The organism is Streptomyces sp. NPDC052012, from assembly GCF_040689265.1.
GTDB lineage: Bacteria > Actinomycetota > Actinomycetes > Streptomycetales > Streptomycetaceae > Streptomyces.
This window is the reverse complement of record NZ_JBFAXA010000012.1, coordinates 179,382-191,854: the sequence shown is the minus strand read 5'-3', so window position 1 is coordinate 191,854 and position 12,473 is coordinate 179,382. Positions and strand designations below refer to the sequence as shown.

Annotated in this window: 13 protein-coding genes and 1 pseudogene; 6 read left to right on the top strand and 8 right to left on the bottom strand. The window is 67.1% G+C overall.

Annotated features, from left to right (window positions below; all coding sequences use genetic code 11):
- A pseudogene (locus tag AB0412_RS21030) lies at positions 1-164 on the top strand (ABC transporter); the annotation flags it as partial.
- Positions 161-952 (top strand): ABC transporter permease, encoded by a 792-nt coding sequence (locus AB0412_RS21025; RefSeq protein WP_366404104.1) that lies wholly within the window; start codon positions 161-163, stop codon positions 950-952. The pseudogene AB0412_RS21030 and the gene AB0412_RS21025, both read left to right, overlap by 4 nt.
- 180 nt (positions 953-1,132) lie before the next feature.
- Here the strand turns inward: AB0412_RS21025 and AB0412_RS21020 are convergent, their stop codons facing one another.
- Positions 1,133-1,372, bottom strand: a complete 240-nt coding sequence (locus AB0412_RS21020; RefSeq protein ID WP_366404103.1) for a hypothetical protein — start codon at positions 1,370-1,372, stop codon at positions 1,133-1,135.
- Between the two features lie 176 nt (positions 1,373-1,548).
- Here AB0412_RS21020 and AB0412_RS21015 point away from each other — a divergent pair, with 176 nt between their 5' ends.
- Positions 1,549-2,052 carry a hypothetical protein gene (locus AB0412_RS21015; protein ID WP_366404102.1) on the top strand — a complete coding sequence of 168 codons (504 nt, stop codon included), beginning with the start codon at positions 1,549-1,551 and terminating at the stop codon, positions 2,050-2,052.
- A gap of 58 nt (positions 2,053-2,110) precedes the next feature.
- Here AB0412_RS21015 and AB0412_RS21010 read toward each other — a convergent pair whose 3' ends face one another.
- The gene (locus AB0412_RS21010) at positions 2,111-2,695 is read right to left on the bottom strand and encodes an isochorismatase family protein (RefSeq protein ID WP_366404101.1); all 585 of its coding nucleotides are present in this window, start codon (positions 2,693-2,695) and stop codon (positions 2,111-2,113) included.
- Between the two features lie 122 nt (positions 2,696-2,817).
- Here AB0412_RS21010 and AB0412_RS21005 point away from each other — a divergent pair, with 122 nt between their 5' ends.
- Complete coding sequence (locus tag AB0412_RS21005) at positions 2,818-3,816, top strand: helix-turn-helix domain-containing protein (RefSeq protein ID WP_366404100.1); 999 nt, start codon at positions 2,818-2,820, stop codon at positions 3,814-3,816.
- 135 nt (positions 3,817-3,951) lie between these two features.
- Here AB0412_RS21005 and AB0412_RS21000 read toward each other — a convergent pair whose 3' ends face one another.
- Together AB0412_RS21000 and AB0412_RS20995 are read right to left on the bottom strand one after the other, a co-directional pair.
- Entirely contained in the window at positions 3,952-4,257 is a 306-nt protein-coding gene (locus tag AB0412_RS21000) for a transcriptional regulator (protein WP_366404099.1), read from the bottom strand.
- Position 4,258: 1 nt separating this feature from the next.
- Positions 4,259-4,549, bottom strand: coding sequence for a hypothetical protein (locus tag AB0412_RS20995; protein ID WP_366404098.1), 291 nt, complete (start codon positions 4,547-4,549; stop codon positions 4,259-4,261).
- Positions 4,550-4,761: 212 nt separating this feature from the next.
- Between AB0412_RS20995 and AB0412_RS20990 the strand changes: the two genes are divergently transcribed.
- A complete protein-coding gene (locus tag AB0412_RS20990) occupies positions 4,762-5,502 on the top strand; it encodes a VOC family protein (protein ID WP_366404097.1) in 741 nt (246 codons plus the stop codon).
- Between the two features lie 74 nt (positions 5,503-5,576).
- Here the strand turns inward: AB0412_RS20990 and AB0412_RS20985 are convergent, their stop codons facing one another.
- The 3 genes from AB0412_RS20985 to AB0412_RS20975 form a co-directional block, all read right to left on the bottom strand.
- The gene (locus AB0412_RS20985; RefSeq protein WP_366404096.1) at positions 5,577-7,073 is read right to left on the bottom strand and encodes a DUF4246 domain-containing protein; all 1,497 of its coding nucleotides are present in this window, start codon (positions 7,071-7,073) and stop codon (positions 5,577-5,579) included.
- A 167-nt stretch (positions 7,074-7,240) separates the two neighbouring features.
- The gene (locus tag AB0412_RS20980) at positions 7,241-7,459 is read right to left on the bottom strand and encodes a DUF397 domain-containing protein (protein WP_366404095.1); all 219 of its coding nucleotides are present in this window, start codon (positions 7,457-7,459) and stop codon (positions 7,241-7,243) included.
- On the bottom strand, positions 7,456-8,304 hold the full coding sequence (locus tag AB0412_RS20975; RefSeq protein ID WP_366404094.1) for a helix-turn-helix transcriptional regulator: 849 nt from the start codon (positions 8,302-8,304) through the stop codon (positions 7,456-7,458). Before AB0412_RS20975 ends, AB0412_RS20980 begins: the two co-directional genes overlap by 4 nt.
- A 214-nt stretch (positions 8,305-8,518) precedes the next feature.
- On the opposite strand from AB0412_RS20975, the gene AB0412_RS20970 reads away from it, so the two are divergent.
- Positions 8,519-9,151 carry an ATP-binding protein gene (locus tag AB0412_RS20970; RefSeq protein ID WP_366404093.1) on the top strand — a complete coding sequence of 211 codons (633 nt, stop codon included), beginning with the start codon at positions 8,519-8,521 and terminating at the stop codon, positions 9,149-9,151.
- Between the two features lie 110 nt (positions 9,152-9,261).
- Here the strand turns inward: AB0412_RS20970 and AB0412_RS20965 are convergent, their stop codons facing one another.
- Positions 9,262-12,402, bottom strand: a complete 3,141-nt coding sequence (locus AB0412_RS20965) for a DUF3427 domain-containing protein (RefSeq protein WP_366404092.1) — start codon at positions 12,400-12,402, stop codon at positions 9,262-9,264.
- Positions 12,403-12,473: the final 71 nt, after the last annotated feature.

Here is a 12,473-nt window from a genome sequence, read left to right as displayed (position 1 = left end):
GCTCGATCCTCGACTGGCTGGACTCGGCCGGCATCGAGGCCGACGAACTCACCGTCCACACCCCGGACCTGGACGACGTCTTCTTCGCCCTGACCGGCACCGCCAAGGTCCCCCACCAGAGCCACCAGACCCACGAGGCCCAGACCGAGGAGGCTTCCCGATGAGCACTCTGACCCTCGCCGTGCGCGACTCGACCACGATGCTGCGCCGCAACCTGCTGCACGCCCGCCGCTACCCGTCCATGACGCTGAACCTGCTGCTCACCCCGGTGATGCTGCTCCTGCTCTTCGTCTACATCTTCGGCGACACCATGAGCGCCGGCATCGGGGGCGGCGGCCCGGACCGCGCGGCTTACATCGCCTTCATCGTTCCGGGCCTGCTGCTCATGACCATCGGCAGCACGACGATCGGCACGGCGGTGTCGGTCTCCACCGACATGAACGAGGGCATCATCGCCCGCTTCCGCACCATGGCGATCCACCGCGGCTCGGTCCTCATCGGCCACGTCGTCGGCAGCGTGCTCCAGTGCGTGATGAGCGTGCTCCTCGTCGGAGCCGTCGCGGTGGCCATCGGCTTCCGCTCCACCGACGCCACTGTCCTGGAATGGCTCGCGGCCCTGGGCCTGACCGCCCTCTTCGCCACGGCCCTGACCTGGATCGCGGTCGGCATGGGCCTGGCCAGCCCGAACGCCGAGGCGGCCAGCAACAACGCCATGCCGCTGATCCTCCTGCCCCTCCTCTCCAGCACCTTCGTCCCGCTGGACTCGATGCCCGGCTGGTTCCAGCCGATAGCCGAGTACCAGCCCTTCACCCCGGCCATCGAGACCCTCCGCGGCCTCCTCCTCGGCACCGAGATCGGCCACAACGGCTGGCTCACCGCAGCCTGGTGCCTGGCCCTGGCAGCCCTCGGCTACCGCTGGTCCACGGCGAGGTTCAACGCCGACCCGAAGTGACCCGATGCACCCGCAAGCCCGCACGACGCACCGCACACCACGCAGGGCGGCGCACCCCGACAACTAGTCGGAGTGCGCCGCCCTGTTGGTGCGCACAGGATCGCGAGACGCGCGACGACGGCCCCGGCGCCACCTTCGTGGTCACCGGAGGCGCTGCGCGACGACCGCGCGGTGGCGGGCTCAGCCTGTGATCGGACCGGTGGAGCACGCGGTGGACTTCTGATAGAGGTCGCCGCTGCCGGCCCACGGTGCAGGGCAGATGGTGTTGCCCTCCGCCAAGGGGGCCACGGTTCCGCCCACGAGCCGGGTCACGTCCTGGGCCGGGCCGCTCGGTCCCGGGGCCGCGGTGGCGGTCGCACTGCCGGAGAGGATCGCCGCACCGGCCAGCATCGCGGCTGCTCCCAGTTTGGTTCCACGCATCAAGGTCACTCCCATCGGTCACACCAGCACCGGAGAGGGTGCTGCCCAGGAGAACGCCGCCGACCTGGTGCGGGTCACGTGGGAACTCACCGGCCCCTTCGTACGTCTCGAAAGGCGACCTGATCGTTGGAGCATGACGCGACGGCGCTGCCGTCGTCGGGGGAAGCGAGCACCTCATGGCCATGGTGGGCCTGTTCTGGATCGCCGAGGGCGATGTGTACGTGGGCGCGAAGCCGTCCGGTCTGGCTCCGGGCGTACGCCTGAGCCCCGAGGGCGTGGTGGCCCTCGGCGACGGACAGGCCGGCCTCTATCCGTGGGAGGTCGTTCAGGCCCTGACGGTGGAGTACGTCCCGGTGAAGACCCTGAAACGCCAGGTGGGCGTGGCAGGCACCCTGGCCCTGAGCGCGGTGACGGGGTGGGTGGACGAGCTCGCCCCGATGATGGCCCTGCACCTCCGCTCCGGCACGGACACGCACGAGTTGTGGACCTTCGCAGCCGCGGTGGCCGGCTATACCCAGACCGAGCTCGATCTCTCCCGAACCCTCCTGTCCCGCCTCACGGAGGGCGCCGCGACGATGGCCACGACACTGGCGGCGATGTCGGAGTGGGGCCGCGCGTGGGAAGGCGGATCACCGCGCGGGACGGAGCGGGAAAGACTGTTGCAGGGATGGGTGGACTAGCCGGACAGAACCCGGGCCCGCCGTCGGCACACGGTGGACCGCAGGGCCCCGAACGCCATCAGACGATCTCCTTCTGGGACTCGACGACGACCCCGTACAGGTCGGCGATGGTGGCGAGGGCGCTGCTGTGGACCTGCGCGGCGGGGACGTCGGTGCCGTTGACGGGCAGCGAGCGGGTGGCGGTGGTGTCGGCGGCGACGGTGGGCCGGTAGCCGCCCAGGAAGGCGCCCTGCGCGGTGAACGCGACGCACATGTGGGTCATCCAGCCGGCGATGACGACGTCCTGGCCCTCGGTGAGGTGGGAGGCGAGGTCGGTGTCGACGAAGGCGTCGGGGAACCGCTTGACGACGACGGGCTCGCCGTCGACCGGGGCGACCTCGGGGTGGATCTGGCCGATCTCCGCGCGGATGTCGTACGGGGTGCCCTCGCCGCCGTCGTGGACGACATGGACGACCTTGGTGCCGACCGCGCGGGCCCGCGCCAGCAGCCGCGCGGCGGCGTCGAGCGACTGCTCCCAGCCGTCGAGCTCCATCACGCCCCGGGTGTAGGTGTTCTGGAAGTCGACCAGGACGAGGGTCGACTCGGCCAGCTTCGCGGGCGTCTGGTCGAAGCCGTTGAGCTCGCGCAGCGTGGTCCTGGACATGAAGGTACCGCCTTTACGTGTCACGGGAGTTGGTGTGTGTCCGCCACGCTATGAGCCTCCCCTGATGTCGGCAATGACGTCTAACATGCAGATACCGACATCCCCGTGGCGGAGAGGGAACCATGCCCGACATCGCGCGGCGTCTGGTCGTGATCGTGCTCTTCGAGGGCGTGGACCTGCTCGACGTGACCGGGCCGCCGGAGGTGTTCGGGCTGGCCCGACGGGAGAGCGCGGAGGCGGCCGACTACCAGGTCGTCCTCGCCGCCGCGTCCCTGAACCCGGTCACCACCGGGGCCGGCGTGCGCGTCCTGCCGGACCTCACCTTCGAGGACGCGGCCACTCGCGCCATCGACACGCTCGTGGTGCCCGGCGCGGTCGAGTTCGACGAGGAGCGGCATGTCCGCCCGCTGGTCGACCCGGAGCTGGTCGCCTGGGTGGAGAAGCTCGCCGCACGTTCGCACCGGATCACGTCGGTGTGCGTGGGGGCCCATCTGCTCGCCGCCGCCGGGCTGCTGGACGGCAAGCGGGCCACCACGCACTGGTCGACCGCGCAGCAACTGGCCGCCGACCACCCCGAGGTCGAGGTCGACGCCGACCCCATCTTCATCCGCGACGGCAACGTGTGGACCGGCGCCGGCATCAGCGCCTGCCTCGACCTGTCCCTCGCCCTGATCGCCGAGGACCTCGGCGAGGCGGTGGCGCTCAGGGTGGCGCGGCAGCTGGTGATGTACCTCAAACGCCCCAGCGGACAGAGCCAGTTCAGCGTGCCGCTGAAGCAGGTCTCCACGACCCGCCGCATCGAGGACCTGCGCCACCACATCCTGCGCCACATCTCCGAGCCGCTCACCGTCGTCGACCTCGCCGCTCACGCCCACGTCAGCGACCGCCACCTGACGCGCCTGTTCAAGAACGAGCTGGGCATGACCCCGCACGCGTACATCGAGTCGGTGCGCGTCGAGAAGGCCCGCCACGAACTGGAGTCCTCCGACGCCACGCTGGACCGCATCGCCACCCTGTGCGGCTTCAACACCACCGACACCCTCGTACGAGCCTTCCGCCGCCGCCTGAACACGACACCGACGGAATACCGACGCAGATTCCGCGTACCTCGAACGGGGTGACGCGCGGGCGGCTTCACGGCGGGCCGGGCCTCGTCCGCTAAACCCAACGGCCGTTCTCGGTGTTCGGGACGAACAGCTGGTGCTTCGCGTAGCCAGGCAGGGTGGACCCATTGCCGACGAGAGGCTGTCGTCTCGCTACTCGAGGTCTGCCTGGATGACCTTGCGCAGTTCGTCCAGGTAGTCCTCGAACTGTTCGCGACCGGTGGGCGAGAGGCGGACTCGGGTCACTGCGTGCCGCCGCTCGCGGAACTTGGCGATCTCGACGAGATTCTCCTTCTCCAAGATGCCCAACTGTCGCGACAGTTCGGAAGTGGTGAGCTCCAGAGAGCTCTGCAGATCCGCGAAGTTGATCTGCTGGACACGTCTCAGTACGCCCAGAATGGCGAGACGTGTGGGGGAGTGCATCACCGTGGTCAGACGCGTGCGCGGCTGAGGGGTCATGTCAGCGCCTCCACCGCAGTGCGAGGTAGCCGGCGAACACGGCGGTCGGTACGGCGCCGGCGGCAAGGGCGCCGGAAAGTTCGACCGGGTTGTTCCACAGCAGTCCCAGCGCCGGTATCGCCAGGGACACAGAGCCGAGGAAGGAGACCCCTTCCTCCACCTTGGTGTGCGGCCTCCGACTCGGTGCCCGGAGGTGGAACCAGCGCCAGCGCAGTACGAGAACCAGTGCGAGCAGCAGGACCACGCAGCCCACTGTCACCGGAATCTCGATCGCGGCTGCTGTGGCAAGCACGCCGAAGAGCGCCAGGGCCGACACCGCCCCCAGGACCCGCTCGCCGACGGGGGCGGCTTGTGTGAGATTCGGGGCGCCCTCTACGGCACGCAGTTGCTCTGCGGTCAGTGAGTGGTGACGTCGGCTGCAAGGCACCCAGGGTGAGCCGCGACCCGCAAGCACATCTCTGATCGCGGAGGTCTGCGTCGGCGGCTGCTTCTAGGATCTTCGGCATGGCGACAAGACTCGTGCAGATCAACATGAAGGCCCACGACGACTCCGCGCTCGGCCGTTTCTGGGCGGAGGCACTCGGCTGGGGAGTCGACAGCGAGGGACCCGGAGTCACCAACCTCGAACCCGTGGGGTTCGCCTACCCCGACCCCGCGGCCGTCTGCATCGACCTCATCGCCCGCCCGGAACCCAAAACGGTGAAGAACCGGGTGCACCTCGATCTGGCCACCACCTCGACCGCCCATCAGGCGGAGCTGGTCGCGCGCTTGAAGGAGCTCGGCGCGACACTCGCCGACGTCGGTCAGGGCGACGACGTCCCCTGGACGGTCATGGCCGACCCGGAGGGCAACGAGTTCTGCGTCCTGGAGCCCCGCCCGATCTACCAGGACACCGGGCCGATCGCCGCGGTGGTGGTCGACTGCACCGACCCACGAGCGATGGCCCGGTTCTGGAGCCAGGCGATGGACTGGACGCTGCACGAGGTCACCGACGACCATGCGACGATGCGCTCCGCCAAAGCCGTCGGCCCCTACCTGGAATTCGTCCGCACCCCCGACACCAAGAGCGGGTGGAACCGCGTCCACCTCGACGTCAGCCCCTACCCCGGTGACGACATGGCCGCAGAGGCAGCCCGCCTGCGCGCCCTGGGCGCCACCGACCCCGGTATCGACCAGTCCGCGATCTCCTGGACGGTCCTGGCCGACCCGGAAGGCAACGAGTTCTGCCTCCTCACCCCTCGCTGACCTCGAACAGCGGCGGTTCCGGCCGGTTGCCGGGGGCGTCGTCGGCTACCGGCTGAGAGGCGCGACTCGACGTCTCAGTGCTCGCACAGGGAGAACTCCCGCTCGTAGACCTGCTGGTTGTGTTCGTCGACGAAGAACTTGCGTTCCTGCATGAGTTCTTCGCGGTACCGCTTGGCCTGCTCCAGGGTCATGGTCGATGTGGCGGACCATGGCTGCTGCGGTGGTATGTCGGAGGTCGAGACGATCCGTTCCGACGGGTCGACCAGGAAGAACGCGAGAATCTTGCGGTGCCCGGGCCGGGTGGGGTCCGCGAGGCGGAACGGGCCGACGCGGTGTTGCAGGATGTTCGGGAACGCCAGGACACGGCCCGCCGGAGTCGATGCCGAACCCAGCACCTGATTCAGTGGGCCTTCGTTCTCCAGGCCGTAGACCTCGCGCATACCGTTGTCGTGGTTCTGTTCGTAGTGCGGGTCGTCGACCGCCGTCCGGAAACTCAGCCGGCTCTCGGTGATGTTCTCGCTGTCCCAGTAGTAGATGCCGGTCGAGACGATCCGCTCGTTGAACATCCCCTCGACATGCCAGGAACCGCCGGCGTACTCGGGCTTGTCCGGGGTGAGATGGATCGTGGCGAGCTTGACGATGACCTGGAGACGGCGGCCGCGCAGGTCGACTCGAGCGGAGTCGTCGGGCAAGGCGGGCGGGACGAAGTCCGGGGCGTCCGGGACGACCGGGCGGCGGTTCTCCCACCAGTCGTCCATGGCTTGTTCGTAGGCTGCGTACGCCTCGTCGTCATCGGGGTCCTCGGGTTCGACCGGCTCGCCCGCCTCGTCGTACCACGAGAAAGGATCGGCCTCGATCCGCAAGGGCCGCCAATGGCGCAGATCGGTGAGCACGTTCTCCAGCAGGGGGAGCATGCGCGCGAACAACGCCGGGAGGACGGAGGCGAGTTCGTGATGCTCCACGGGGTGGACATTGTTGACGTACGAGCTGAACACGACGTCGCCGTCGGCGCCGACCTCGACATCCGTCGGCAGCCACTGGAACCTCTCCGAGAATTCGTACTTCGACATGGCGCCTGCCGGGGCCTGCCACGCCCGTTCGGGTGCGCCGCTCACGTCACGTACGAGGCAGAACAGTGAGGGATGGACCAGATCCAGGACCTGGCCGTCGGATCCCGGATGCCAGTCCTGCTCCGCCTCGGGGACCCGCTCCAGAACCCGGACCGCCTCACGCAGCCGGGACCTGAGCTCCTCGTCGATCAGCGTGTCCGACTGCCACACACCGTCGACGGCGGACACCTCGATGCCGGTCCGCTCGTCCCGCAGCCCGGCGTAATACGCGAGTTCCGCAAGCACATAACGTATCTGCGCCTCGGTCATGCCCTGGGCCAGTGCTTCCTGCCTCCACCTGGCGACGATCCCGGCGTCGTCCATCTTGACGAACCACTCCGGCTTCGACCGAATCTCGGCACTGCACTGCATCATCTGCAGCTCCCGCAGCGTCCGGGGCTTCGCGAACGATCTGGTGCGGGAAGCGAGAAAGGGCAGGGGGAAGGCAGCCAGCTCAGTCAATTGTCTCGGTCCTCTGGGTCGTTGTGCGGGACCGGGAAGAATACTTCAGGGGTCTGACAAGCCCGGGGACGGTGAGATGGGGGAGGGGCAGGCGGAACGGCCACGTTGAGAAGAACCGGGGCGGCCATGGGCACCATGCAGCCAAGGCCCCCGCCACCCATCGCTGCTCAGGGGGCCTCCGGCCAACCTCGGTGCATGGCGTGTGTGAAGGAGCGCCATGCCGGGGCTCCGACGGACGCGATCAATTCATCGCCGATCTTCGAGTCGCGCAGGATTATCCGAGCGCCCTCGGTGGCGCACTCGACACATTCGCCTCCTGCCCCGTTGCTGTAGGAGGACTTGAACCATGCCGGTGACGCCTCGCTGCTGCCGGGACCGTTCCTCACTGTGTGCCTTCCTTCACCATGCTCTTGATCAGCTGGATGGACCGCCGAGGGCTCAGGGCGGCGGCCCTCAGCTCGTCGAAGGCGCGGTTGTACTCGCGGACATGAGGCTCGCCCTCCAAGTACATCGCGTCGGTGATGCCGTCCCGATACACGATGTCCGGGTCTTCCGGGTCAGGGAACCCCAACATCGTGAATGGTCCAGTGGTCGGGCAGGTGCCCGCGTCGAAGGGGAGCACCTGAAGGGTCACACGGGGGCGCTCTACGGCGTCCAACACGTGTTCCAGCTGTGCCCGCATCAACTCGCGGTCACCGATGATTCGCCGTACCGCCCCCTCGCTCACGATGAACCAGCAGTCTGGCCCGTCGGGCGCGCTGAGCATCGACTGGCGTTCCAGGCGCACCCGGACGGCACGCTCGATGTCCTCGGGAGGCAGGTACGAGCCGCAGGTGTGGAGCTCACGGACGTAGGGCTCGGTCTGGAGGAGACCGGGCAGTACCTCGCACTGGTACTGGCGGAGTGTGGAGGCGTCCTGTTCGAGGCCGATGTAGATGGAGAACCACTCGGGTACGCCCGAGCCGTGGACCTGCCACCAACTGCGCGTCTTGGCCTGGCGCGCCAGCGACTTGAGGAACTCCCGCAGCTCGTCCGTGGTTCCGTAGAAGCGACAGAGCGCGTCGATGTCGGACGGTTGGACTCGCCCGCTGCCAGTCTCCATGCGGTTGACCTTGGAACCACTCCAGTCCAGCGCCGCGCCGACCTGGGCGCAGGTGAGCGCGCTCTGCTCACGGAGCTTCTTCAGCTCGATCGACAGGCGGCGCCGGCGTGCCGTGGGTGATCCGGCCATATCAACCCCGTTCCAGATAGCGGGCGTTCAGTCTCGCGCCAAGAGGTGGGCTTGCCAATCACTCAGAAGTGGGAATCCCGCTGTGCACATTGCACGAAGGGATACGCGACCTCCACTCTGATAGCAACGCAACTCACCGTGATGCCTCATGACTCTGAGTGGTTCGTGGGGTGTCCTCGCGACGAGAGGGGCTCTCGTGGGCCGGGAATCGTGCATGAGGCGCAAGCCGTGGGAGCTGGCCTTCACGGCCGAACCGAAGGAGGTGGCGGGGCTGCGCCGGGTCGTGCGGCTGCATCTGGGCCTCTGGGGGCTGCACGGGATCGTCGACCAAGCCCAGCTCTGCGTCAGCGAGTTGGTTTCCAATGTCATCACACACGTCGGCTCGGGCACCCCGGCGACGCTTGCCGTCTCGATGAACGGCGTGCGTCTGCGCATCGAGGTCCACGACCCGGACACCCGCGCCCTGCCTACCCTGCTCGCAGCGAACGTCGATTCGGAGGGCGGGCGAGGCATGGCCCTCGTCGACGCTCTCGCCGAACGCTGGGGTGTCGAACTCGGCCCCGACCGCAAGATCACCTGGTGCGAGCTGGCGACCGGCCTCGCGTCACCGAGCGGTCACGTGGAGGATCCCGGGGTGGGGCGGGCCGAGGCGCTGCTGGAGTTGTGGACGGATGCGCAACCGCCCTGCATGCCGGGCGTGGGCAGGGCGGGGCGAGCCGTGGCGGAGGAGTCGGTCATCACGGTCATCAGTGACTTCCTCCACTGGCTTCGCGTGCACGGCTGCGATGTGGAGGAGGCGCTGGACCGTGCTCAGACTCGCTACGAAGCCGAACTCGGAAGTCGTTGACCGTCGGGGGAGGTGACCGGCGCGTAGCTGGTGCTCCGCCGGTCCCTTCCGTCAGTTGCTCCTCGGATCGCCCTGACTGGCTTTGGGTACGAGAACGGGCGCTGGCTCGATCAGCTTGCCTTCACGGCGGCCGAGTACGTCCACACATCTGCCGGAAGTTCGTGTTTCAGGCGCCAAGTGATCGCCATCGGCTTGCTGCCGGTGTGCTCTTCGTAAGTCGCCGGGCCGAGGAACATCCAGGGCTGGGACTTTCCTATGTCCGTGTTCTTGTAGCGGCGCATGAAGAGCAGGACGTGGCTTCCTCGCTGCGCGTGCTGCTGGTAGCGCAGGCCCGTTGGGGAGTCGGCGGCCGTCGCGTTCTGGGACTCCCAATGGAAGAGGTTCGGGCTCAGCGCATAGTCCCTGTACCGGACGGTGGGAGAGAAGTCCTTCTCGTTCTTCTCCAGGGTGATGAGCAGCGCGTCCGTCTGGAGTTCCTCCACCCATTGGACGCCCTGGGCAAACGACCTCGGCATCTGCCCGCCGAAGCGTGCGACACCGAGCGCGGCCAGGATCTCCGAGCGGTTGTACGCGCTGTGCACCTTCAGCGGGACCTGGCCGAGGTGACCAGCCAAGGGAATCGGGAAGTGGTCGGCCTGCTCGACGACGTACGAGAGCACCTGCCGGAGCTCATCGCGCAGGGCGCGTTGCGGTCGCAGGGAGGCGAGGCCGTCCTCGTAGCTGGTGAATCCGCCCGCGTTGTCCCACAGATTGAAGAACAACATGCGGGCGTAGGCCTGCTCGGTGGGGTCCAGCTCCTCGTACCGTGGCGCGTCGTCCTCCAGGAGACGCAGATAAGCCTCTGCCCGTTCAGGATCGTCCACATGCAGGAACGCGTGGACGCGTTTGAGGAGAGCCGCCTCGCCCGACGGCACGGCTTCGTCGAGAAGACCGGCGCGCCGGAGGATGGCAGTCCAGGAGTTCTCCCCCTTGTACAGCTCCTTGATCTCTCGGCGGCTCTCCCGGAGGTAGTCGGCGAGGCGCGGAGTGCTGTAATCCTTGACCTCCTTTACCAACGTCTTCACGGTGGCACCCAGTTGGGCGCTGATGTTGTCGAGGACGAGATCCCTCGACTTGCCCTCCAGGATGATCTGGCAGCCCGACGGCAGTTGGGGGAAGTCGTGCTCGATGTGCTCGACCAAACGGTTGCGAGACAGGTTGGTCAGGGCCCGGAACTGCTCCTCGAAACGGAACTCCGCCCGGTGCTGGCCGATGAAGTCGAGGACAGTGAGCACGGGTTTGGTCTCGGTACGCCTCAAGCCTCGCCCCAGCTGTTGAAGAAAGACCGTGGCGCTATTGGTCGGGCGAAGGAGGAGCAAGGTGTCAACGTTCGGGATGTCGAGTCCCTCGTTGAACAGGTCCACCGAGAAGATGACCTGAAGCTTGCCGTCCCGCAGATCGGCCAGGGCTTGGGCTCGTACGTGTGCGGGCGAGTCGCTGTCGAGTGCCACGGCCTGGAAGTTGGCATTGCGGAAGAAGTCAGCCATGAAGTGCGCGTGTGCCTTCGTGACGCAGAAGCCGAGGGCGCGCATGGCGCCGGGATTGGACACCTTGTCTCGGATTTGCTTGACCACGATGCGGGCGCGGGCGTCATTGCCCGTGTACAGCTTCCCGAGGTCCTGATCGGCGTATGCGCCCTTCTGCCAGGTGAGGTTTGTCAGATCTGTGCCATCCGGGATGCCGAAGTAGTGGAAGGGGCACAGGAGATCGTTCTCCAGCGCTTCCCAGAGCCGCATCTCAGCAGCGATGCGTCCCTCGAAGAATTCGTCCTGGACGTTGAGTCCGTCCATGCGCTCTGGAGTGGCAGTGAGCCCCAGCAGTTCCTTCGGAGTGAAGTGGTCGATGATGCGCCGGTACGTCGAGGCTGTGGCGTGATGGAACTCGTCGATGACGATGACGTCGAAGTGGTTCCGAGCCAACTGCTCCAGCCTCTGCACGTTGAGTGACTGCACACTGGCGAAGACGTGGGTCCACTCTCGGGGGGTCTCGCCGCCGTACAACAACTCTCCGAACGAAGCGTCGTCCAATACCTCTCGGTACTTGCGCAGCGACTGCTTGAGGATTTCCTTGCGGTGGGCCACGAACAGCAGTCTCGGCCGGCCGTTGGGTGACTCCCCGCACAGGCTTCGGTAGTCGAGGGCGGCCATCACGGTCTTGCCCGTGCCGGTGGCCGCGACCAGCAGGTTGCGGTGACGGCCGCGGATCTCCCGCTCGACTCTCAAGCGTTCCAGCATGTCCCGCTGGTGAGGGAAGGGACGTACCTCAAGGCCGGAGAGGTTGATCTTCAGATCGGTGGTGGAGGTAGTTCGGCCCGCTTGGCTCAGGGCTTCGGCGAGGCGCTCACCGTGCACGTCGGGGTCGTACGTCTCGAACGCGGTGTCGTTCCAATACGCGTCGAAGGTCGCCTCGAACTTGTCCAGCACGGCGGGAGTCGCGACGGACGACAGGCGTACGTTCCACTCCAGCCCGTCCAGCAGTGCGGCTCGCGAGAGATTCGAGCTACCGACGTAGGCGGTGTCGAAGCCCGTCTTACGGCGGAACAGCCAGGCTTTGGCGTGCAGACGTGTTGAGCGGATCTCGTAGTTGACCTTGACGGTGGCCCCGAAGTCCCGCACGAGACGGTCGAGAGCGTGACGATCGGTTGCGCCCATGTAAGTGGTGGTAATGACCCTGATCGGTATGCCCCGCTCTTTCGCGGCGCGCAACGAGTCCTCCAGGACGCGGAGGCCGTACCACTTTACGAAGGCGCAAAGCAGGTCGATCCGGTCTGCTGTGGCGAGCTCTGCGCGGAGCTCACATCCGAGGCTTGGGTCCTCGGGGGAATTGGTGAGTAGCGCGGAGTCTGACAGCGGGATGCCGGGTCGCACGGCGAAGACGCCAGGCGCCTCTTGTCTTGCGATGGCCAGGAGCTGCCGAGGCCCATCTGCAACGGGGTCCACCCACTCCCTGGCTCCTTCCAGCGTGCTGATCGATTCCAGGATGTGGTTGGCCGCGTGCACACGGTTTTCAGCGGGCAGCTTTTGCAGGACGCGGCGGACGGTGGCGGAGACATGCCTCGCGAGCACGTGGGGGGCCGACTCGGGACCCACTGCCTCGCTTACCGGGTGCCAGCCGAGCTGGGAGAGCTCCTTGAGCCTTCGCTCGAAGCGGAGTGTGATCAGCTCCTCGTACAGGCCCGGGGAGGGATGGTGCAGATCCTCCAGCTCAGACACACGGGCTCCCTTCAACACTCTGGCAACTGGGGCATGTGTAACAGAGGGGTCTGACAACCCGGGCTGGGGTT

What these genes read in the sequence shown, in the direction of transcription:
- AB0412_RS21010 (WP_366404101.1), bottom strand. Translation starts at nt 2,695, where the DNA reads ATGTCCAGGACCACGCTGCGCGAGCTCAACGGCTTCGACCAGACGCCC.
- AB0412_RS20970 (WP_366404093.1), top strand. Translation starts at nt 8,519, where the DNA reads ATGAGGCGCAAGCCGTGGGAGCTGGCCTTCACGGCCGAACCGAAGGAG.
- AB0412_RS20975 (WP_366404094.1), bottom strand. Translation starts at nt 8,304, where the DNA reads ATGGCCGGATCACCCACGGCACGCCGGCGCCGCCTGTCGATCGAGCTG.
- AB0412_RS21025 (WP_366404104.1), top strand. Translation starts at nt 161, where the DNA reads ATGAGCACTCTGACCCTCGCCGTGCGCGACTCGACCACGATGCTGCGC.
- AB0412_RS21005 (WP_366404100.1), top strand. Translation starts at nt 2,818, where the DNA reads ATGCCCGACATCGCGCGGCGTCTGGTCGTGATCGTGCTCTTCGAGGGC.
- AB0412_RS20990 (WP_366404097.1), top strand. Translation starts at nt 4,762, where the DNA reads ATGGCGACAAGACTCGTGCAGATCAACATGAAGGCCCACGACGACTCC.
- AB0412_RS21015 (WP_366404102.1), top strand. Translation starts at nt 1,549, where the DNA reads ATGGCCATGGTGGGCCTGTTCTGGATCGCCGAGGGCGATGTGTACGTG.
- AB0412_RS21000 (WP_366404099.1), bottom strand. Translation starts at nt 4,257, where the DNA reads ATGACCCCTCAGCCGCGCACGCGTCTGACCACGGTGATGCACTCCCCC.
- AB0412_RS21020 (WP_366404103.1), bottom strand. Translation starts at nt 1,372, where the DNA reads ATGCGTGGAACCAAACTGGGAGCAGCCGCGATGCTGGCCGGTGCGGCG.